This window comes from Pseudomonas sp. 18175 (assembly GCF_050432925.1).
In the GTDB taxonomy this organism is placed as follows: domain Bacteria; phylum Pseudomonadota; class Gammaproteobacteria; order Pseudomonadales; family Pseudomonadaceae; genus Aquipseudomonas.
In genome coordinates, this window is the sequence record NZ_JBKFTO010000012.1 from 129,363 (window position 1) to 150,949 (window position 21,587).

19 protein-coding genes are annotated in these 21,587 nt (G+C 60.5%); 7 read left to right on the top strand and 12 right to left on the bottom strand.

From position 1 onward, the window contains the following. Positions 1 to 4 precede the first annotated feature (4 nt). Both ACLD1Y_RS17905 and pilV read right to left on the bottom strand, forming a co-directional pair. Positions 5 to 709, bottom strand: a complete 705-nt coding sequence (locus ACLD1Y_RS17905; RefSeq protein ID WP_429479182.1) for a PilW family protein — start codon at positions 707 to 709, stop codon at positions 5 to 7. Further along, positions 706 to 1,179 (bottom strand): type IV pilus modification protein PilV, encoded by a 474-nt coding sequence (gene pilV / locus ACLD1Y_RS17910; RefSeq protein ID WP_429479183.1) that lies wholly within the window; start codon positions 1,177 to 1,179, stop codon positions 706 to 708. Before pilV ends, ACLD1Y_RS17905 begins: the two co-directional genes overlap by 4 nt. Before the next feature lie 194 nt (positions 1,180 to 1,373). Between pilV and ACLD1Y_RS17915 the strand changes: the two genes are divergently transcribed. Beyond that, complete coding sequence (locus ACLD1Y_RS17915) at positions 1,374 to 1,934, top strand: GspH/FimT family pseudopilin (RefSeq protein ID WP_429479184.1); 561 nt, start codon at positions 1,374 to 1,376, stop codon at positions 1,932 to 1,934. Here the strand turns inward: ACLD1Y_RS17915 and ispH are convergent. The 6 genes from ispH to murJ form a co-directional block, all read right to left on the bottom strand. Continuing rightward, positions 1,888 to 2,835, bottom strand: a complete 948-nt coding sequence (gene ispH, locus ACLD1Y_RS17920; RefSeq protein ID WP_429479185.1) for a 4-hydroxy-3-methylbut-2-enyl diphosphate reductase — start codon at positions 2,833 to 2,835, stop codon at positions 1,888 to 1,890. The genes ACLD1Y_RS17915 and ispH overlap by 47 nt on opposite strands. A 179-nt stretch (positions 2,836 to 3,014) precedes the next feature. Further along, the gene (locus ACLD1Y_RS17925) at positions 3,015 to 3,452 is read right to left on the bottom strand and encodes an FKBP-type peptidyl-prolyl cis-trans isomerase (protein WP_169918885.1); all 438 of its coding nucleotides are present in this window, start codon (positions 3,450 to 3,452) and stop codon (positions 3,015 to 3,017) included. 7 nt (positions 3,453 to 3,459) lie between these two features. Further along, complete coding sequence (gene lspA, locus ACLD1Y_RS17930) at positions 3,460 to 3,972, bottom strand: signal peptidase II (RefSeq protein WP_429479186.1); 513 nt, start codon at positions 3,970 to 3,972, stop codon at positions 3,460 to 3,462. Beyond that, positions 3,965 to 6,796 carry an isoleucine--tRNA ligase gene (gene ileS, locus ACLD1Y_RS17935; protein WP_429479187.1) on the bottom strand — a complete coding sequence of 944 codons (2,832 nt, stop codon included), beginning with the start codon at positions 6,794 to 6,796 and terminating at the stop codon, positions 3,965 to 3,967. Before ileS ends, lspA begins: the two co-directional genes overlap by 8 nt. A gap of 14 nt (positions 6,797 to 6,810) precedes the next feature. Then, positions 6,811 to 7,749: a bifunctional riboflavin kinase/FAD synthetase gene (ribF, locus tag ACLD1Y_RS17940; RefSeq protein ID WP_429479188.1), complete on the bottom strand. Its 939-nt coding sequence runs from the start codon at positions 7,747 to 7,749 to the stop codon at positions 6,811 to 6,813. 119 nt (positions 7,750 to 7,868) lie between these two features. After that, positions 7,869 to 9,407 (bottom strand): murein biosynthesis integral membrane protein MurJ, encoded by a 1,539-nt coding sequence (gene murJ, locus ACLD1Y_RS17945; RefSeq protein WP_429479189.1) that lies wholly within the window; start codon positions 9,405 to 9,407, stop codon positions 7,869 to 7,871. A gap of 254 nt (positions 9,408 to 9,661) precedes the next feature. On the opposite strand from murJ, the gene rpsT reads away from it, so the two are divergent. Further along, complete coding sequence (gene rpsT, locus ACLD1Y_RS17950) at positions 9,662 to 9,940, top strand: 30S ribosomal protein S20 (protein WP_016976313.1); 279 nt, start codon at positions 9,662 to 9,664, stop codon at positions 9,938 to 9,940. A gap of 273 nt (positions 9,941 to 10,213) precedes the next feature. Here the strand turns inward: rpsT and ACLD1Y_RS17955 are convergent, their stop codons facing one another. Continuing rightward, the gene (locus ACLD1Y_RS17955; protein WP_016976314.1) at positions 10,214 to 10,699 is read right to left on the bottom strand and encodes an FKBP-type peptidyl-prolyl cis-trans isomerase; all 486 of its coding nucleotides are present in this window, start codon (positions 10,697 to 10,699) and stop codon (positions 10,214 to 10,216) included. Here ACLD1Y_RS17955 and ACLD1Y_RS17960 point away from each other — a divergent pair. The 3 genes from ACLD1Y_RS17960 (at position 10,698) to ACLD1Y_RS17970 (ending at position 14,067) form a co-directional block, all read left to right on the top strand. Beyond that, positions 10,698 to 10,988, top strand: a complete 291-nt coding sequence (locus ACLD1Y_RS17960; RefSeq protein ID WP_429479190.1) for a DUF3565 domain-containing protein — start codon at positions 10,698 to 10,700, stop codon at positions 10,986 to 10,988. The two genes, ACLD1Y_RS17955 and ACLD1Y_RS17960, sit on opposite strands and share 2 nt — an antisense overlap. A gap of 79 nt (positions 10,989 to 11,067) precedes the next feature. Continuing rightward, the gene (gene pta / locus ACLD1Y_RS17965) at positions 11,068 to 13,167 is read left to right on the top strand and encodes a phosphate acetyltransferase (protein WP_429479191.1); all 2,100 of its coding nucleotides are present in this window, start codon (positions 11,068 to 11,070) and stop codon (positions 13,165 to 13,167) included. After that, entirely contained in the window at positions 13,168 to 14,067 is a 900-nt protein-coding gene (locus ACLD1Y_RS17970) for an acyltransferase (protein WP_429479192.1), read from the top strand. A gap of 175 nt (positions 14,068 to 14,242) precedes the next feature. Here ACLD1Y_RS17970 and cysN read toward each other — a convergent pair whose 3' ends face one another. The 3 genes from cysN to ACLD1Y_RS17985 all read right to left on the bottom strand — a co-directional run bounded on the left by cysN (position 14,243) and on the right by ACLD1Y_RS17985 (position 18,092). Continuing rightward, positions 14,243 to 16,141 (bottom strand): sulfate adenylyltransferase subunit CysN, encoded by a 1,899-nt coding sequence (gene cysN, locus ACLD1Y_RS17975; RefSeq protein ID WP_122489541.1) that lies wholly within the window; start codon positions 16,139 to 16,141, stop codon positions 14,243 to 14,245. Between the two features lie 9 nt (positions 16,142 to 16,150). Then, positions 16,151 to 17,068, bottom strand: a complete 918-nt coding sequence (gene cysD, locus ACLD1Y_RS17980) for a sulfate adenylyltransferase subunit CysD (protein WP_017137614.1) — start codon at positions 17,066 to 17,068, stop codon at positions 16,151 to 16,153. Between the two features lie 265 nt (positions 17,069 to 17,333). Next, entirely contained in the window at positions 17,334 to 18,092 is a 759-nt protein-coding gene (locus ACLD1Y_RS17985) for a Nif3-like dinuclear metal center hexameric protein (protein WP_429479193.1), read from the bottom strand. 102 nt (positions 18,093 to 18,194) lie between these two features. On the opposite strand from ACLD1Y_RS17985, the gene algW reads away from it, so the two are divergent. Further along, positions 18,195 to 19,349 (top strand): Do family serine endopeptidase AlgW, encoded by a 1,155-nt coding sequence (gene algW / locus ACLD1Y_RS17990; protein ID WP_429479194.1) that lies wholly within the window; start codon positions 18,195 to 18,197, stop codon positions 19,347 to 19,349. A gap of 112 nt (positions 19,350 to 19,461) precedes the next feature. Next, positions 19,462 to 21,555, top strand: a complete 2,094-nt coding sequence (locus ACLD1Y_RS17995; RefSeq protein ID WP_429479195.1) for a TonB-dependent siderophore receptor — start codon at positions 19,462 to 19,464, stop codon at positions 21,553 to 21,555. The last annotated feature ends 32 nt before the right edge of the window (positions 21,556 to 21,587 follow it).

Here is a 21,587-nt window from a genome sequence, read left to right on the forward strand (position 1 = left end):
CGCCCTACCCCAACCGATTTCGCAGCGCCGTAACGACGCTGTAGGTTTGATCTTTCACCCGGCCACTCGGGTCCTGCAGTGTCATCAGGATGCGCACACTGCGTATCAGGGATGTGTCGCTGGGGCTGATGTCATAACGCACCACTGCGGCCGACTCCTGTTTGGCCGCCACACCGAAACTGATATCGAACGCCCGCACGTTATCTACCAGCACCGCCTTGGCGGGAGTCGCGGGTGTACTGAGCTTCAACTGGCCCGCCTCGAAGGTGTAAGTGAGTTGGCGTATCGCAAAACGGATTTGCCCGGGGCCTGGTGCCGGCGGATTTGCCGCGTACGCTTGGGCTGATGTTGTGCAATCGGACAACACCGTCCAGTCAGGCCTGCCTGCGTCACCGGCATCAGCCGTCACCAGTGTCAAAGCCTTTGAATGGCTACCGGCACTCCAAGCGACAGGCCGATCAAAGGCCGCCGGCGCGTTGTCGATATACGCCGTGGCCAGGCAGCCAAACATGCCCGCCTGGCGGATGTCCTGGACCATTTTGCCAAGCACGAACCGCGCGTCGTCCTGCAACAGCATCGCGGCTTGCTGGCTGCCCTGGGTCATCCGGGAACTGATCGCTACCTGGCTCACCCCAAGCACCACTATCAGCCCCAATGCCAGGGCCAGCAGCATTTCCAGCAGGCTGAAACCTCGGGCAAGGCCACTCATTGCGCCCCCTCTATGCGACTGGTCAGCGTGAAGGTTTCCCAGGCGCCAGGCGCATAACTGCTGCGGCGATCTTCCCAACGGATACTGACGGTTACCTCGCTGTCGCTGATCACTACCGAACCTTTGGCGTCCTGCCCGGCAAACCCGAGGACGTTGGCCTCAAAATCATGCAAATCCAGGTCGCGAACACTGGAGGTTGCCGTGCTCGCAGGCGCCCCCTCGGTTCTGCCCCAGGAGTAATCTGCACCAGGGTTGGCACGGATTCGGTCGAGCATGTCGTAGGCGATGAAGCTGGCCTGACTGGTCATTCTTGAACTGTCGGTGAACCTGAGCGCATTGAGCTGGAGCAACGCTGCGCCCACTAGCCCGATGGCGAGAATCAGTACCGTCACCAGCACCTCGATCAGCGTCATGCCGGCTTGGTAGCGAGGTAAAGCATGGGGAGCAAATGTGTTGAGGCAGGCAAGCATTACCATCGTCATCCGTGTCGAAGGCCTAGGAAAAAGCAGGAAAAACCTACTGTGTGGGCCAAGACTAGCGCCGGTTTTTCGCCCGTGTTGCGATCGGAACAAAGGGAAATACTTTGGACATAAAAGCCATCATCCAGCCCGACAGATCGGGCGCTATACCTATGGCTGCAAACACATCCATGGAAGGTGGACTTATGATCCAGCGAGGTTTCACTCTGCTCGAATTACTGCTCGGACTGATCGTGAGCGGCGTCCTGGCGCACCTTGCAGTGCCCGGTTTCAAGCACCTGCTGCAATCCCAAGCGCAACACAATGCGGCGCAATCGCTGGCGCAAGGGCTGCGCCACGCACGCACCGAGGCCATCGTGCGCAACAGGCCAGTGGTCATTCAAGCGCGGGACGGTGATTGGGGCCAGGGTTGGCAAGTCATCCTGGATGCAGAGGAACACCCGGTATTGCTGGAGCGCCAGGACAGCGGCAAGGTGCCGATTGCAGGCAACGGGCCAGTGAGCAATCAGGTCCGCTTCAATGGCTTGGGCGAGCCGGTCTTTTCAGGCGGGGGATTTCGTGCCGGCACGTTGCATGTGTGTGCGGTAGACCAGGCACAGAGCCTGTATCAGATCGTTTTGGCACCCAGTGGGCGCATCAGCCTGCGCAGCGAGAGCGCCGAGCAGGCGTTGTGCCGGAATGGCTCCGGCACACGGGCACTCAGAGCAGCGAGCGGACCCGCAGCTCCTTGGGCATGGAGAACGTGATGTTCTCTTCCCGACCGGCCAGCTCGTCAGCGCCGGTGGCGCCCCAGGCATGCAACTGCTGGATCACGCCACGTACCAGCACTTCGGGGGCCGAGGCGCCCGCGGTGATGCCGATACGCTCAACGCCATCGAACCAGCTGCGCTGCATGTCTTCGGCACCATCGATCAGGTATGCCGGTGTATCCATGCGCTCCGCCAGCTCGCGCAGGCGGTTGGAGTTGGAACTGTTTGGGCTGCCGACGACCAGGACCACATCGCATTCGTTGGCCAGTTGCTTCACCGCATCCTGGCGGTTTTGCGTGGCGTAGCAAATGTCATCCTTGCGCGGCCCGCCAATGGCCGGGAAACGACTGCGCAACGCGTCGATCACGCGACTGGTGTCGTCCATGGACAAGGTGGTCTGGGTCACGAATGCCAGGCGTTCTGGGTTGTGTACCTGCAGGTTGGCGACGTCTTTCTCGTCTTCAACCAGGTAGATGGCGCCGCCATTGCTGGCGTCGTACTGGCCCATAGTGCCTTCGACTTCCGGGTGGCCGGCGTGGCCGATGAGGATGCACTCACGGCCGTCACGGCTGTAGCGCGCAACTTCAATATGCACCTTGGTGACCAACGGGCAGGTGGCATCGAACACTTTCAGGCCGCGGCCTGCCGCTTCGGTACGTACTGCCTGGGATACACCGTGGGCGCTGAAGATGACGATCACGTCGTCCGGTACCTGGTCCAACTCTTCGACGAAGATGGCGCCACGGGCGCGCAAATCTTCGACCACGAATTTGTTGTGGACGACTTCATGGCGCACATAGATCGGCGGCCCGAAGACTTCCAGGGCGCGATTGACGATTTCGATCGCCCGGTCCACGCCGGCGCAGAAGCCACGGGGGTTGGCGAGTTTGATGTGCATGCTGTGCCTCGTGTCTTGCGGCCACTGGGGTTCAAGCTTGACGCTAACCCACCTGACAATAGAGATCAAAGGTGGGAGCGGGCTTGCTCGCGAATGCGGTGGGTCAGTAAATAAATCCGTTGACTGACACTCAGCATTCGCGAGCAAGCCCGCTCCCACATTTTTAACCGCGTTGTTGATTAGAGCGCTTTAACGTCGATGATTTCAACGTCAAAGGTCAAGGTTTTACCGGCCAACGGGTGGTTGAAGTCGATGGTCACTTGGGTGTCATCGAAGGCCTTAACCACGCCAGGCAGCTCGGTATTCGCTGCATCATTGAAGATCACCAGCAAGCCTTCCGACAGGTCCATGCCTTCGAACTGCGAGCGCGGGATGATCTGTACGTTTTGCGGGTTGGGCTGGCCAAAGGCGTTTTCCGGCAGGATCTGCAGGTTGCGCTTGTCGCCGGCCTTGAAACCGAACAGGGCTGCTTCGAACCCCGGCAGCAGGTTGCCGTCGCCCACTTTAAAAGTGGCTGGGGCTTTGTCGAACGTGCTGTCGACCGTGTCGCCATTCTCCAGGCGCAGTGCAAAATGCAAAGTGACTTCCGTGTTCTGGCCGATGCGTTGCTCAGCCAATACCTGATCAGTCATTGACGGTCTCTCCGGTTTTCTTACTTTTGAACATGTCCAACGCCAGCATGATTGCGCCGACGGTGATGGCGCTGTCGGCAAAGTTGAACGCCGGGAAGTACCAGCGGTTCTGCCAATGCACCAGAATAAAGTCGATCACATGGCCCAGGGCAATGCGGTCGTACAGGTTGCCCAGCGCGCCGCCCAGCACCAATGCCAGGGCGATAGCCAGCCAGGTGTCATCACGGCCCAAGCGTTTGAGCCAAACCACCAGCACCGCGCTGACCACCACGGCGATCAGGGCAAACAACCAGCGCTGCCAGCCGCCACCGTCGGCGAGGAAGCTGAACGCAGCGCCAGTGTTGTAGGCCAGGGTCCAGCTGAAGTAGTCGGGAATGACCACAATCTGCTGGAACATCTGCAGGGAGCCTTCGAAGTGAGCCTTGCTGACCTGATCGATGATCAGGACCAGCACGCTCAGTACGAGCCAGCCCAGACGTCCGAAACGACTGGAAGCGTTAGGCATAGTGGCGAACCTCACCCGCACCGCTGATGTTGTCGACGCAACGACCGCAGATCTCTGGATGCTCAGGGTTCACGCCGACGTCTTCACGGCAGTGCCAGCAACGGGCGCACTTGGCAAAGGCCGACTTGACCACTTTGAGCTTCAGGCCCGGCACCTCGGTGGCGACCGCGTCTGCCGGGGCCTGGGCGAATGGCGCCAGGCTCGCGGTGGAGGTGATCAGCACGAAGCGCAGTTCGTTGCTCAGCTTGGCCAGGTCGGCGGTCAGGCCTTCCTCGGCAAACAGGGTGACTTCGGCTTGCAGGTTGCCACCGACGGCCTTGGCCGCACGCTGTACTTCCAGCTCCTTGTTCACCGCAACCTTGACGGCCATCACGCCTTCCCAGTACTCGCGGCCCAGTTCGAAGTCAGCCGGCAGTTCGGTCAGGCCTTTGTACCAGGTGTTGAGCATCACGGACTCGTTACGCTCGCCCGGCAGGTATTCCCACAGTTCGTCGGCGGTGAAGGCCAGGATCGGTGCGATCCAGCGCACCAGCGCTTCGGAGATATGGAACAGCGCGGTCTGCGCCGAACGGCGGGCCTTGCTGTTGGCGCCGGTGGTGTACTGGCGGTCCTTGATGATGTCGAGGTAGAAGCCACCCAACTCCTGCACACAGAAGTTGTGGATCTTCGAGTAGACGTTCCAGAAACGGTATTCGCCGTAGTTTTCCTGCAACTCGCGTTGCAGCAACAGGGTACGGTCCACGGCCCAACGGTCCAGGGCGAGCATGTCCTCGGCCGGCAGGATGTCGGTGGCCGGGTTGAAACCGGTCAGGTTCGACAGCAGGAAGCGTGCGGTATTGCGGATACGACGGTAAGCATCGGCGCTACGGGCCAGGATCTGGTCCGAGACGGCGATCTCGCCCGAATAGTCAGTCGACGCTACCCACAGACGCATGATGTCGGCGCCCAGGGTGTCGTTGATCTTCTTCGGCTCGATCACGTTTTTCAGCGACTTGGACATCTTGCGGCCCGTCTCGTCGACGGTGAAGCCGTGGGTCAGCAGTTCGCGGTACGGCGCGTGGTTGTCGATGGCGCAACCGGTGAGCAACGACGAGTGGAACCAGCCACGGTGTTGGTCGGAGCCTTCCAGGTACAGGTCGGCACGCGGGCCAGTCTCGTGGCCCATCGGGTGCGAGCCACGCAGCACGTGCCAGTGGGTGGTGCCCGAGTCGAACCATACGTCGAGGGTGTCGCTGATCTTGTCGTACTGCGGCGCTTCATCACCCAGCAGTTCGGCGGCGTCCAGCTTGAACCAGGCTTCGATGCCTTCTTGTTCAACGCGCTGGGCAACGGTTTCCATCAGCTCGACGGTACGTGGGTGCAACTCGCCGCTTTCCTTGTTCAGGAAGAACGGGATCGGCACGCCCCAGTTACGCTGGCGAGAGATGCACCAGTCCGGGCGGTTGGCGATCATCGAGTGCAGGCGCGCCTGGCCCCAGGCCGGGACGAACTTGGTGTCTTCGATGGCTTTGATCGCACGGTTGCGCAGGGTGTCGCCGCTGGTGGGCTCTTTGTCCATGCCGATGAACCACTGCGCAGTGGCGCGATAGATCAGCGGGGTCTTGTGACGCCAGCAGTGCATGTAGCTGTGCTGGATGGTGGCGGTTTGCATCAGCGCACCGACTTCACGCAGCTTTTCGATGATCGGCTGGTCGGCCTTGAAGATGAACTGGCCGCCGAAGAACTCCAGCGACGGCACATACACACCGTTGCTTTGCACCGGGTTGATGATGTCATCGTTGACCAGGCCGTACTTCTTGCAGATCACAAAGTCGTCTACGCCGTAGGCAGGCGAGCAGTGAACGATACCGGTACCCGAACCCAGCTCAACGTAGTCAGCCAGGTACACCGGCGACAGACGGTCATAGAACGGGTGACGGAAGTTGATCAGTTCCAGCGCGGTGCCGGTGGTGGTGGCGATGACCGAGCCTTGCAGCTCGTAGCGCGCCAGGCAGGCTTCAACCATTTCTTCAGCCAGCACCAGCAGGCGATCACCGACGTCCACCAAGGCGTAGGTGAATTCCGGGTGCACGTTCAGCGCCTGGTTGGCCGGGATGGTCCACGGGGTGGTGGTCCAGATCACGATGGCGGCAGGCTTGGCCAGCGATGCCAGGCCAAACGCCTCGGCCAGCTTGGCCTCGTCGGCAACCGGGAACGCTACGTCGATGGTCGAGGACTTCTTGTCTTCGTACTCGACTTCCGCTTCAGCCAGGGCCGAACCGCAGTCGAAGCACCAGTTCACGGGCTTGAGGCCCTTGAACACGAAACCGCCCTTGACGATTTCGGCCAAGGCGCGGATTTCACCGGCCTCGTTCTTGAAGTTCATGGTCTTGTACGGGTTGTCCCACTCGCCGAGCACGCCCAGGCGGATGAACTCGGACTTCTGCCCTTCGATCTGCTCGGTGGCGTAGGCACGGCACAGTTCGCGGGTTTTATCCGCGCCCAGGTTCTTGCCGTGGGTCACTTCGACCTTGTGTTCGATCGGCAGGCCGTGGCAGTCCCAACCCGGCACGTACGGCGCGTCGAAGCCCGACAGGGTTTTCGAGCGCAGGATCATGTCCTTGAGAATCTTGTTCAGTGCATGACCGATGTGAATCGTGCCGTTGGCATAAGGAGGGCCGTCGTGCAGGACGAATTTCGGACGATCCTTGCCAATTTCGCGCAACTTTCCGTACAGGCCAATACTGTCCCAGCGCTGCAGGATCTGCGGTTCGCGCTGTGGCAGGCCGGCCTTCATTGGGAAGGCGGTGTCCGGAAGGTTTAGCGTGGCTTTATAGTCGGTCATTTAAGGCTCTTCGGTTAGCGATGGGCGCTAGGTGCGGCTAGTGCACGGGCGGCGGCGACATCCGCATTGATCGCCGTTTTCAACGCCTCAAGGGAGGCGAAACGCTGCTCTTCACGCAGCTTTTGGTGGAAAACCACCGTCAAACGCCGGTCATACAGATCACCGGCAAAATCCAAAAGGTGAACTTCCAGGTGGGCCTTGCCATCACCTGCAACCGTGGGCCTGACGCCTATGTTGGCGACTCCCGGCCACGGTTGGCCGTCGATATCGACACTCACCAGGTAAACCCCGGTCAGCGGCACACGACGGCGCTTGAGTTGCACGTTGGCGGTTGGCGTGCCCAGTTGGCGCGCCAGCTTCTGGCCGTGCAGGACCCGCCCGGCAATGCGGAACGGGCGACCGAGCAAACGCTCGGCCAAGGCGAAGTCGGCAGCGGCCAGGGCGTTACGCACCTGGGTACTGCTCACGCGCAGGCCTTCGAGTTCGACGGTTTGCGCGGCTTCGACGGTAAAACCCTGGTTGACGCCGGCATGTTGCAGGAAATCGAAATCGCCAACGCGGTCGCAACCAAAACGGAAGTCGTCGCCGACCTCCAGGTGCTGCACGCCGAGACCGTCAACGAGGATACGGTCGACGAACTCGGCGGCGCTAAGGCTTTGCAAACGCTGGTTGAAGGCCAGGCAGAGAACACGGTCCACGCCCTCCTCGGCCAGCAGTTGCAGCTTGTCCCGCAGGCGGGCCAGGCGCGCCGGCGCGGTCTCGGGGGTAAAGTATTCCCGCGGCTGTGGCTCAAAAATCACCACGCAGCTGGGCACGCCCAACTCGACCGCACGTTCGCGCAGCCGGGCCAGGATAGCCTGGTGGCCACGGTGAACACCGTCAAAGTTGCCAATAGTGGCGACGCAGCCCCGATGCTGGGGGCGCAGGTTGTGGAGACCTCGAACCAGCTGCATAACGCGCTTCTTGCTCATAAAGTGGTCGATTATAACCACACCCAGCCCCGGACGACAGGCAACAGAACAGGCCAAATGGGTCGAATCGATAAAACAGCCGCTTTATCGCGGCAAACGCTCTAGCCAATCGACTTGCGATTGAAATCCCGCAGCCGGAACCCCTGCAGCAGCAACATCCCGAAGTACACCACCACACCAGCCACCACCAAGATGCCCAAACGCATGAAGCGCTCCAGCATATGGCCTTCGTCCCAGGCAGGCATAACGTGCATCAGGCCCAGCAATACCGCCGACATCGCCGCCACCGCCACCACCAGTTTGAGGGCGAACATGCCCCAGCCCGGCTGCGGCTGGAACATCTGCTGCTTGCGCAGTTGGTAAAACAGCAAGCCAGCATTGATGCATGCACCCGCACTGATGGCCAGGGCCAGGCCGGCATGGGCCAGCGGGCCAATAAACACCAGGTTGAGCAGTTGCGTGACGATCAGCGTGAAAATCGCGATTTTCACCGGTGTACGGATGTTCTGCTGGGCGTAGAAACCCGGCGCCAGCACTTTGATCACGATGATGCCGAGCAAGCCGACAGAATAGGCAACCAGCGCGTGCTGCGTCATGAGCGCGTCATGCGCGTCGAACTGACCGTATTGGAACAGCGACACGGTCAGCGGCTCGGCCAGGATCCCCAGCGCCAGGGAACACGGCAGCACCAGCACAAAGCACAGGCGCAAGCCCCAATCGAGAATGCGCGAATACTCCTGGCGGTCCTTGCTGGCGTAGGTACGCGCCAGGGTCGGCAACAAAATCGTGCCCAAAGCCACGCCCAGCACGCCGGACGGCAGTTCCATCAGACGGTCGGCGTAGTACATCCACGACACCGAGCCTGAGACCAGCAGCGAAGCAAACGCGGTGTTGATGATCAGGGAAATCTGGCTCACCGACACCCCGAGGATCGCCGGCAACATATTGCGCATTACGCGCCACACACCGGTGTCCTTGAGGTTCAGGCGCGGCAATACGAGCATGCCGATTTTTTTCAGGTGCGGCAGTTGGTACAGCAACTGCGCCAGGCCGCCGGCCAGTACAGCCCAGCCCAGGGCCATGACCGGCGGGTCGAAGTACGGTGTGAGAAACAGCGCGAAGATGATCATGCTGACGTTCAGCAGCGTCGGCACGAATGCAGGCACTGAAAAACGGTTCCAGGTATTGAGGATCGCACCGGCCAGCGACGACAGGGAGATCAGCAATATATAAGGAAAGGTCACCCGCAGCAGGTCGGTGGTCAGCGCAAACTTTTCTGGCGTGTTGGCAAACCCGGGCGCGGTGGCCCAGATCACCCAAGGGGCGGCGAGCATGCCGATGACGGTGACCAGCATCAGCACCAGGGTCAGCAGGCCCGACACGTAGGCAATAAAGGTGCGCGTCGCCTCCTCGCCCTGCTGGGTCTTGTATTCGGCCAGGATGGGCACGAATGCCTGGGAAAACGCGCCCTCGGCGAAGATCCGCCGCAGCAGGTTAGGCAGTTTAAAGGCAATAAAGAAGGCATCCGTGGCCATGCTTGCACCAAAAATGCGTGCCAGCAGGGTGTCGCGCACGAAGCCCAAAACCCGGGAGATCATCGTGATAGAGCTGACGGCGGCCAACGATTTGAGGAGGTTCATTGAAAGAGTTTGCGCCTATTAGATAAACAGCAGGCGAACAACGCGCCTACTTATGCGATACTGCGCGCCTGCAACAGCACAGAGCCAAAGCTCGCGAGTTTACAGGTCAAGCGCCGGAAATAAATCACCCGCCTCTTCAGATCGACCACTCAGCAGTTCGCATCAGCCGCCCTTGACAACACATCAAGTCATCGGCATGATTCGCGGCCTATTTTGTTTGCTATTTCCTAAAAAGTCTTTCGAGGAGCTCGACGGTGGCCAACACACCTTCCGCCAAAAAACGTGCAAAACAGGCTGAGAAGCGTCGCAGCCACAACGCCAGCCTGCGTTCCATGGTTCGTACCTACATCAAGAATGTAGTTAAAGCCATCGACACCAAAGACGCTGAAAAAGCTCAAGCTGCTTACGTTCTGGCTGTGCCTGTTATCGACCGTATGGCCGATAAAGGCATCATCCACAAGAACAAGGCCGCTCGTCATAAGAGCCGTCTGAATGGCCACATCAAGGCTCTGAGCGTCGCTGCTGCAGCCTAAGTGGTAACAACTGCATCGCAACCCTGGTTGTGTAACAGTTAAAAAATGCCCCGTACCGAAAGGTCCGGGGCATTTTTGTTTGTGTGTGGGAGCGGGCTTGCTCGCGAATGCGGTGGCTCAGTAAAAGATTTAGCGACTGACACTCCGCATTCGCGAGCAAGCCCGCTCCCACATAAGCCCCCTCCCACATTTGTACCGCGTACATTCTCCGGGCAAAAAAAAACGCCCCGAACCAGTCGGGGCGTTTTTGCTAGCAGCTGATCAATGCATCAATCAGTGCTGGTGACCGCCTTCACCGTGAACGTGGCCGTGGGCCACTTCTTCCTGGGAAGCGTCGCGGATGGCAACGATCTTCACTTGGAAGTTCAGGCGCTGGCCAGCCAGCGGGTGGTTGCCGTCGACGGTGACGTCGTCGCCGTCCAGATCACGGATGGTCACGATCTGCATTTGGCCGTCCGGCGCGGAAGCGTGGAACTGCATGCCCACTTCCAGCTCGTCAACGCCTTCGAACATGCTGCGGCTCAGGGTGCTGACCAGTTCGGCCGAGTACTCGCCATAAGCATCTTCAGGTTCTACGGCAACCGTCAGCTCATCACCGACATTCTTGCCTTCCAGAGCCTTTTCCAGGCCTGGAATGATATTACCTGCGCCTTGCAGATAGACCAGCGGCGCGCCGCCGGCGGAGCTGTCGATGACCTCACCAGCGTCGTTGGTCAGGGTATAGTCGATGGAGACAGCCTTGTTAGCGGCGATCGTCATGGGGCGAGACCTTTTGCATAAGAATGAAGAACGGACAAGTCTAAACAAGGATTTGCCCGAAAGCGAACAGAACCCGGACAGACGGGGTCGCACAAGCGACCCGACGGTCACCGGATTCCACCAGGACGACGACCAGCACTGGGTTGCCGAGCTGTCCTGCGGCCACACCCAGCACCTGCGCCACCAGCCGCCATGGCAGTCCCGCGCCTGGGTCCTGGACCCTGCGCAACGCCTGAAAAAAATAGGCCAGCCGTTTAAATGCGGCTGGTGTGCGCAAGCGCTTGAATAACGATAACCTTGGCGCCTGATTCCCGGTAGACGCTCAGTCATAGAGCGCCACCGAAGCCATGCACCTCCAGAGAATTCGCATGCAGACTTTTTTTATCGCGCCCACCGATTTTGGTGTGGGTCTGACCTCCATCAGCCTTGGGCTGGTGCGCACCCTTGAACGGGCCGGGCTGAAAGTCGGTTTCTTCAAGCCGATTGCCCAGCCGCACCCCGGCGACACCGGCCCCGAACGCTCCACCGAGCTGGTGGCGCGCACCCACGGCCTGAAGCCGCCACAGCCCCTGGGCCTGGCCCACGTAGAGCGCATGCTCGGTGACGGCCAACTCGATGAGCTGCTGGAAGAAATCATTACCTTGTACCAGCAAGCCGCCGTGGGCAAAGACGTGCTGATCGTCGAAGGCATGGTGCCGACGCGCAATGCCAGCTATGCGGCGCGGGTCAACCTGCACCTGGCCAAGAGCCTGGATGCGGAGGTGATCCTGGTTTCCGCCCCGGAAAACGAAGTGCTCACCGAACTCTCCGGCCGCGTGGAATTGCAGGCCCAACTGTTCGGCGGCCCGAAAGACCCAAAAGTACTCGGCGTAATCCTCAACAAGGTGCGCACCGAAGAAAGCATGGAGGCCTTCTCGGCGCGCCTCAAGGAACATTCGCCCCTGCTGCGCAGCGGTGATTTCCGCTTGCTTGGCTGCATTCCTTACCAACCGGAACTCAACGCCCCGCGCACCCGCGACGTGGCTGACCTGATGGGCGCACAGGTGCTCAACGCCGGCGACTACGAAACCCGGCGCATGACCAAGATCATCATCTGCGCCCGCACCATGCGTAACACCGTGGAACTGCTCAAGCCCGGCGTGCTGGTGGTGACCCCGGGCGACCGCGACGACATCATCCTCGCCGTCAGCCTGGCCGCCATCAACGGCGTGCCGTTGGCCGGCCTGTTGCTGACCAGCGACACCCTGCCCGACCCGCGCATCATGGATCTGTGCCGTGGCGCGTTCCAGGCCGGGCTGCCGGTGTTGTCGGTGAGCACTGGCTCCTACGACACCGCCAACCAGCTCAACAGCCTGAACAAAGAAATCCCCATTGATGACCGCGAGCGTGCGGAGATCATCACCGATTTCGTCGCCAGCCACCTCGATGCCCGCTGGCTGCACCAACGCTGCGGCACGCCTCGGGAGATGCGCCTGTCACCGGCCGTGTTCCGCTACCAGTTGATCCAACGCGCCCAGGCCGCCAACAAGCGCATCGTCTTGCCCGAAGGCAGCGAACCGCTGACCGTGCAGGCCGCCGCCATCTGCCAGGCCCGCGGCATTGCCCGCTGCGTACTGCTGGCCAAACCTGCGGACGTGGAAGCGGTGGCTCGCGCCCAAGGCATCGAATTGCCCGAAGGCCTGGAGATTCTCGACCCGGACCTGATTCGCCAACGCTACGTCGAACCGATGGTGGCACTGCGCAAGAGCAAAAGCCTCAATGCGCCAATGGCCGAACAGCAACTGGAAGACACCGTGGTGATCGCCACCATGATGCTCGCCCTGGATGAAGTGGACGGCCTGGTCTCCGGCGTCATTCACTCCACCGCCAATACCATCCGCCCGGCCCTGCAACTGATCAAGACCGCGCCGGGCTGCACGCTGGTGTCGTCGGTGTTCTTCATGCTGTTCCCCGAGCAGGTGCTGGTGTACGGCGACTGCGTGATGAACCCACACCCAAGCGCGGCAGAACTGGCGGAGATCGCCCTGCAAAGCGCCGATTCCGCCGCAGCGTTCGGCATCACCCCGCGCGTGGCGATGATCAGTTATTCCAGCGGCGACTCGGCCAGCGGTGAAGAGGTCGAAAAAGTCCGCGAAGCCACCCTGCTCGCCCACGAACAGCAAAGCTCGCTGCTGATCGACGGCCCGCTGCAATACGACGCCGCCGCCAACGAAACCGTAGCGCGGCAACTGGCCCCCAACAGCCAGGTGGCCGGCAAAGCCACGGTATTTGTGTTCCCTGACCTCAACACCGGCAACACCACCCACAAGGCCGTGCAGCGCAGTGCCGATTGCGTGAGCCTGGGGCCGATGCTTCAAGGCCTGCGCAAACCGGTCAACGACCTGCCACGCGGCGCCCAGGTAGATGACATCGTGTACACCATCGCACTCACTGCGATCCAAGCCGCCAACCGACCTATGGATATCTAAATGCTGGATTTTCTACCTGCCGCCCTGCGTGGGGTGATCGCGTCGTTGTTGTTGGCGCTGAACACGATCCTGTTGTGTTCGTTCCTGTTTATCGTGGCGCTGTTCAAGGCGCTGCCGTTCGCCAAGCGCTTCAGCGAATGGCTGATGAACCACACCCACGAGGCCTGGGTCACCAACAACAAAGGCTGGATGAACCTGGTGCGCCGTACGCGCTGGCACATCAAGGGCCTGGAAGGGCTGGATTACCAACACTCGTACCTGGTGACCAGCAACCACCAGAGCTGGGTCGACATCATGGTGCTGCAATACGTGCTCAACCGCCGCATTCGCCCGCTCAAGTTTTTCCTCAAGCAGGAGCTGATCTGGGTGCCGGTGATTGGCCTGGCGTGGTGGGCATTGGGCTTCCCGTTCATGAAGCGCTACACCAAGGCGTACCTGGAAAAGCACCCAGAGAAGAAAGGCAAAGACCTGGAAACGACCCGCAAGACCTGTGCGAAGTTTCGCGACAACCCGGTGGGCATTTTCAACTTTGCCGAGGGCACGCGCTTTACCCCAGGCAAGCATGCGCAGCAGAAATCGCCGTTCCGCTATCTGCTCAAGCCTAAAGCCGGCGGCATTGCGTTTGTGTTGGATGCGATGGGTGAGCAGTTGAAGTCATTGGTCAATGTGACCATTCACTACCCTGCCGGGCGCCCTGGGTATTGGGATTTGCTGTGCGGGAATGTACAGGACGTTGTCGTGCAGTTTGAAGAGGTGCAGATCCCGGCTGAGTTCATTGGCAAGAACTATGAGCAGGATGGGGAGTACCGGACGGCGTTCCAGGGTTGGATCAACCGGTTGTGGGAAGACAAGGATGCACTGCTAGACAAGCTGCACACCGAATTCCCAGACAAACAGTGATCAAAATGTGGGAGCGGGCTTGCTCGCGAAAGCGGTGTATCAGAAACAGATGTGCTGACTGACACACCGCTTTCGCGAGCAAGCCCGCTCCCACAGTTGGCCGAGTTGTTTTCAAGACCCCACAAAAAAGCCCGCCACCGAGTAATCGGTGGCGGGCTTTTTTGGGCGGCGAGGGTTAGATCGCGCCGCGCTGACGCAACAGCTCCAGCACTTGCTTGACGCTCTCCTCCAACGACAACGCCTGGGTGTCGATCACCAGATCGGCATTCAACGGCACGTCGTACGGGAAGGATTCGCCAGGGATGTTATCCCCACCGGCCGCATACAGGCCTTGCGGATCACGCTCGGCGCACACCAAAGGCGACGCTTGCACGTAGACGGTCAGCAGGCGGTCGCCACCGATCAGTGCCTTGGCCTGCTCACGGCCTTCGGCATCCGGTGCGACGAACGCCGCCAGGGTCAGCAGGCCCGCTTCGTTGAACTGGCGCGCCACGTGGGCGGCACGACGCCAGTTCTCGGTGCGGCCGGCACGGTCTTGCGGCAAGCCTTTGTTCAGGTCATGACGCAGGTTCTGGCCATCCAGCACGAACACCGCACGGCCCATGTCGAACAGCTTGCGCTCAACCGCATAGGCCAGGGTGCTCTTGCCAGCGCCCGACAGGCCGCTGAACAACACGGTGGCCGGCTGCTGGCCGAAGCGCTGGGCGCGCTCTTCGGTGGCCACGTGGGCCAACTTGCCGTGCTGCGCCGAACTGCCGTGGGTAACCGGCGGCGCGATGATCATGCCGGCCGCGACGGTGCCGTTGGTCAAACGGTCGATGACGATGAACGCACCGGTGGTGCGGTTGCTGTCGTAACCGTCCAACGCGATGGCGGCATCAAGGCTGACCTTGACGCGACCGATCTCGTTCAATTGCAGCGAACTCGCCGGGCCTTCGGCCAGGGTGTTCACATCCACACGATGCACGATGCTGGTGATGGAACCCGGCACGTAGCTGGTGGCGCGCTTGATGTCGTATTTCTTGCCCGGCAGCATCGGCTCTTCGGCCATCCACACCAGCATGGCGTCGAAGGCGTCGGTCACTTGCGGCACGTTGTCGGCGTGTACCAGCAGGTCGCCACGGGAGATGTCGATCTCGTCTTCCATGGTCAGGGTCACGGCCTGGCCTGGGCCTGCGTGTTCCAGTTCACCTTCAAAGGTGACGATGGATTTGACGCGGCTGCTCTTGCCCGACGGCAGCACCACGACTTCGTCGCCCTTGTGCACGATGCCGCTGGCCAGGGTGCCGGCAAAACCACGGAAGTTCAGGTTCGGACGGTTGACGTACTGCACCGGGAAACGCAGGTCGGTGTAGTTGCGGTCGTTGGCGATCTCGACGGTTTCGAGGATCTCCATCAGCGACTGGCCGGTGTACCAAGGCGAACGCTCGCTCTTGTTCACCACGTTGTCGCCCTTGAGCGCCGACATCGGCACGAACGCCATGGTGCTCGGCTTGAACGCGATACCTTCGGCGAACTTCAGGTAGTCGGCCTTGATCGACTCAAACACGCTTTGGTCAAAGCCGTTGATGTCCATCTTGTTGACGGCAATCACGATATGCTTGATGCCCAGCAACGAGGCAATGTAGCTGTGACGACGGGTCTGGGTCTGCACGCCGTAGCGGGCGTCGATCAGGATGATCGCCAGGTCACAGGTGGAGGCACCGGTGGCCATGTTGCGGGTGTACTGCTCATGGCCGGGGGTGTCGGCGATGATGAATTTGCGCTTGGCGGTGGAGAAATAGCGGTAGGCAACATCGATGGTGATGCCCTGCTCACGCTCGGCTTGCAGGCCGTCGACCAGCAACGCCAGGTCGATGTCGTCGCCGGTGGTGCCGGATTTTTTCGAATCGCGGGTAATGGCTTCCAGGTGATCTTCGTAGATCATCTTGGAGTCGTGCAGCAGGCGCCCGATCAGGGTGCTCTTGCCGTCGTCGACGTTGCCACAGGTCAGGAAGCGCAACATCTCTTTGCGCTCGTGCTGGCCCAGGTAGGCGAGGATGTCCTCGCTGATCAAATCAGATTGATGCGACATGACAGCCCCTTAGAAATAGCCTTGACGTTTTTTATCTTCCATCGAGCCTGCGCCATCGTGGTCGATGACACGGCCCTGGCGCTCGGAAGTTCGCGTCAGGAGCATTTCCTGAATGATGTCCGTCAGCGTCTCGGCTTCGGACTCTACCGCGCCCGTCAACGGGTAGCAGCCAAGGGTACGGAAACGTACTTTCTTTTTGACGATTCGGGCTTTGTCTTCGTCAGACAAGTGCTCGAGGATGCGGTCGTCGTCGATCATGATCAACGTGCCGTTCTTCTCGATAACGTCGCGCTCGGCGGCGAAGTACAGCGGAACGATCGGGATGCCTTCCAGGTAGATGTACTGCCAGATGTCCAGCTCGGTCCAGTTGGACAGCGGGAACACACGGATGGACTCACCCTTGTTGACGTTGCCGTTGTAGACGTTCCACAGCTCCGGGCGCTGGTTCTTCGGGTCCCAGCGGTGTTTGCTGTCGCGGAACGAGTACACGCGCTCTTTGGCGCGGGATTTCTCTTCATCGCGACGGGCACCGCCGAACGCTGCGTCGAAACCATGCTTGTCCAGGGCTTGCTTGAGGCCCTCGGTCTTCATGATGTCGGTGTGCTTGGCGCTGCCGTGGGTGAACGGGTTGATGCCCTGCGCAACGCCGTCTGGGTTGACGTGGGTGATCAGGTCCAGGCCCAGCTCTTCGACCATTTTGTCGCGGAACTTGTACATCTCCTGGAATTTCCAGCGGGTGTCGACGTGCATCACCGGGAACGGCAGTTTGCCCGGGAAGAAGGCCTTGCGTGCCAGGTGCAGCATCACGGCGGAGTCTTTACCGATCGAGTAGAGCATCACCGGGTTATCGAACTCGGCGGCGACCTCGCGGATGATGTGGATGCTTTCCGCCTCCAGCTGTTTCAGATGCGTCAGTTTGTCGACCATGGTTACTCACGGAAAAACGATCTTATGGACGGCCTTCGGGCCGTGTTCGAGCGGGGCATGCTAGCACAGCACCTTCTTCTATTCAGGGAGCGGGCTAGATCGAAACGGTATATGAATATGCCCCCAAGTTTGGGCTGATAGATAGCAACTGTAGGAGCGAGCTTGCTCGCGAAAATCGTCAACGATAACGCATGCATTTAGGATACACGCGTCGCTCTCGGGTTTTTCGCGAGCAAGCTCGCTCCTACAGATTGGGTGGTGTTGGTTAGATCGGGTTGGGGCAATCGATAAACAGGTGCTCCAGGGCAAAGCGCCGCGCCAGGTAGTCACCCAAGGCCTGCACACCGTAGCGCTCAGTGGCATGGTGGCCGGCGGCGATGAAGCTGATGTCGTTTTCACGGGCGCTGTGGAACGTTTGCTCGGAGGCTTCGCCACTCAGGAACAAGTCGACCCCAGCCGCAATCCCGTGGTCGATGTAACCCTGGCCACCACCGGTGCACCAGCCGACGCGGCGGATCATCTCGCTGCCTTCGATCAGCAGCGGCTCACGGCCCATGACCTCCTGCACACGGCGGGCGAAATCACGCGGCGACAACGGCTCGGCGAGGGAGCCGACCAGGCCGACGATCTTGGGGTCATTCGGGTCCAGTGGACCTTCGACGGTGATATCCAACTGACGCGCCAGTTGCACGTTGTTGCCCACATCAGGGTGCAGGTCCAGCGGCAGGTGGTAGGCCAGCAGGCTGATGTCGTGCTTGAGCAGCGTCTTGAGACGGCGTTGCTTCATGCCGGTGATGCAGGGATTTTCGCCCTTCCAGAAATAACCGTGGTGCACCAGGATCAAATCCGCCTGGGCTTCGACGGCCGCGTCCAGCAACGCTTGGCTGGCGGTGACGCCGCTGACGATGCGCATCACCTGCGGGCGCCCTTCCACTTGCAGGCCGTTGGGGCAGTAATCGGCAATTTTGGCGCTGCCGAGGTAGCGGTCGGCTTCCTCGACGAGGGTGGTAAGGGCAACGGCCATAAAAGACTCCTAAATATCCCGTTCGAAGGCGCTCGCAGCCTCGTATAATGCGCGACATTATGGGCGCTCTCCCGCCCCCTGCAACCTGTCAGGACTTACTTGATGCTCAAGGCGCTGCGTTTTTTTGGATGGCCATTGTTGGCTGGCGTGCTGATCGCGATGTTGATCATTCAACGTTTCCCCGGGCTGGTGGGTCTGCCCAGCCTGGATGTAAACCTGCAACAGGCCCCGCAAACCAACGCGGTGGTGCAAGGCCCGGTGACGTACGCGGACGCGGTGGTCATCGCCGCCCCGGCGGTGGTCAACCTCTACACCACCAAGGTCATCAACAAACCGGCGCATCCGCTGTTTGAAGACCCGCAATTTCGCCGCTATTTCGGCGACAACGGGCCCAAGCAACGGCGCATGGAATCGAGCCTGGGTTCGGGCGTGATCATGAGCCCCGAGGGCTACATCCTCACCAACAACCACGTGACTACCGGCGCCGACCAAATTGTGGTGGCCCTGCGTGACGGTCGTGAGACCCTGGCCCGCGTGGTCGGCAGCGACCCGGAAACCGACCTTGCGGTGCTCAAGATCGATCTGAAAAGCCTGCCGTCGATCACCATCGGCCGTTCCGAAGGGCTGCGGGTAGGCGATGTGGCGCTGGCCATCGGCAACCCGTTCGGCGTTGGGCAAACGGTGACCATGGGCATCATCAGCGCCACCGGGCGTAACCAGTTGGGCCTTAACAGCTACGAAGACTTCATCCAGACCGATGCGGCGATCAACCCCGGCAACTCTGGCGGTGCGCTGGTGGATGCCAATGGCAACCTGACGGGTATCAACACGGCGATTTTCTCCAAGTCCGGCGGCTCCCAGGGCATCGGCTTTGCGATCCCGGTGAAACTGGCGATGGAAGTGATGAAGTCGATCATCGAACACGGCCAGGTGATTCGCGGCTGGCTGGGCATTGAAGTACAGCCGTTGACCAAGGATTTGGCCGAATCGTTTGGCCTCACTGGGCGCCCAGGCATCGTAGTGGCTGGGATCTTCCGCGACGGCCCGGCGCAGAAAGCTGGCCTGCAACTGGGCGACGTGATCCTGAGCATCGACGGCGAGCCCGCCGGCGATGGCCGCAAGTCGATGAACCAGGTGGCGCGCATCAAGCCGACAGACAAGGTCACGATCCTGGTGATGCGCAACGGCAAAGAGATCAAGCTGGCGGCAGAAATCGGCCTGCGTCCACCGCCTGCGCCGGTTAAAGAAGAGGAATAACCAGCACCAGACAGGTACCCGTTCGCGGGTACCTGTAAGCTCATATTTCGAAGCGATTCATTCTCATTGGACATGTTATATTGTTTCAATACAGTTATTGGAACGCTCTATCATGCCGTCTCGAAGAATCGCCCCCTTGGCTGGCCTGGCCTTGGGTTTGTTGCTTGACCCCGCCTTTGCCGAAGAAAACACCCTGGAACTGGACACCATCAGCGTCACCACCGACGCCTATGAATCTGCCACCGGGCCCGTCAAAGGCTACCGCGCCACCCGTTCCGCCAGCGCGACCAAGACTGACACCGCCCTGCGTGACATCCCACAATCCATCAGCGTGATTCCCGCCACGGTCCTCAAGGACCTGGGCAGCGCCAACGTGGAACGTGCCCTGGAATTTGCCGGCGGCGTGTCCAAGCAAAACAACTTCGGCGGCCTGACTCTGTATGAATACAGCGTGCGCGGCTTCACCACATCAGAGTTCTACCAGGACGGTTTCAGCGCCAATCGTGGATACCCGAGTACACCCGACACGGCCAATATCGAGCGCATCGAAGTGCTCAAAGGCCCCGCCGCCAGCCTGTACGGCCGTGGCGACCCTGGCGGCACTGTAAATATCGTCACCAAAAAGCCCCAGCCCGAGGCCTTCACCACCGTGCAAACCAGCGCTGGCAGCTGGGACCGCTATCGCACCGCCCTGGACCTCAACACCCCGCTGGACAGCGAAGGCAGCGTGCTGTCGCGGGTCAACCTGGCGGTGGAAGACAACCACAGCTTTCGCGACCACGTGCAGAGCAAGCGCGTGTTCGTCGCGCCGTCGTTCAGTTGGCAACTGAGCCCCGACACCCACCTGCTGGTGGAGAGCGAATTCGTGCGCCACAGCTCCACCTTCGACCGTGGCATCGTCGACGCCTCCGGCGTCTCGCGCTCAACCTTCCTCGGCGAGCCCAACGACGGCGATATCGACAACCACAACAACCGCCTGCAGGCCACCCTTGAGCATCACCTCAACGACGCCTGGAAACTGCGCCTGGCCAGCCATTACAAACAAGGCAGCTTGTGGGGCGACGCCTCGGAAAACCGCGCATTAAATGCTGACGGCCACACCCTCAACCGCCGCTACCGCGAACGCTCCATGGGTTGGCACGACAGCATCACCCAGCTTGAACTGCGAGGCCTGTTCGACATCGGCAGTTGGCAGCATGAGCTGCTGATCGGCACCGAATACGAGGACTACCGCAAGAAGGAACGGGTGACTGCCATCAGCGGCAGCCCCTACGCCATCGACCTCTACAACCCGGTCTACGGCCAACCCAAACCAAACGGCCTGCGCACCGGCACCGACTTCTTCGAGCAGACCAAAAGCCACGCACTGAACCTGCAAGACCAGATCATCTTCACCGACCGCCTGCGCGGCATGCTCGGTGCGCGCTTCGAGCATTTCGACCAGAGCATCGAAGATTTCACCGGCGCCCCCAAAAGCCATCAGACCCACGACGCCTTCACCCAACGCGCTGGCCTGCTCTACCAACTCACGCCAGAGATTGGGGTATTCGCCAACGCCTCCACCTCGTTCAAACCCAACAGCGGGTTGGACGCCAACCGCAAATCCTTCAAACCGGAGGAAGGCGTGGGCTATGAAGTGGGGCTCAAAAGCGAGCTGTTCGACGACCGCCTCAGCGCCACCATCGCCGCGTTCCATATCGAAAAAGAAAACGTTCTCGCCCTGGACCCGGCCACCAACCTCAACCGCGCCGTGGGCAAGGCACGCAGCCAGGGCGTTGACCTGCAACTGACGGGGCAAGTGACCGATGCCGTACGGGTGATTGGAGCGTTTGCCTACATTGATGCCGAGGTCACCAAAGGCGATAAAGCCATTCCCGCCGGCAGCCGGATTCTTGGCGTCGCCAAGCGCAGTGGCAGTCTGTTGGGGGTGTATGAATTCCAAGATGGGGCGTTGCGTGGGTCTGATCTAGGTGCGGCGTTTACGTATGTGGGGGATCGCTCTGGGGAGGCGGGTGGCAGCTTTGAATTGCCGGCGTATCACACGGTGGATGTGTTGGCGCATTACAAGGCTACGGAGAATGTCACCGTGGGCCTGAACCTCAATAACCTGTTTGATGAGAAGTACTACGAGCGCTCTTACAGCAGCTATTGGGTCAACCCCGGCGAACCGCGAAACCTCACGGTCAGCCTGACCCTAAACCTGTAAACATGTGGGAGCTGGCTTCCTGTGGCGAGGGA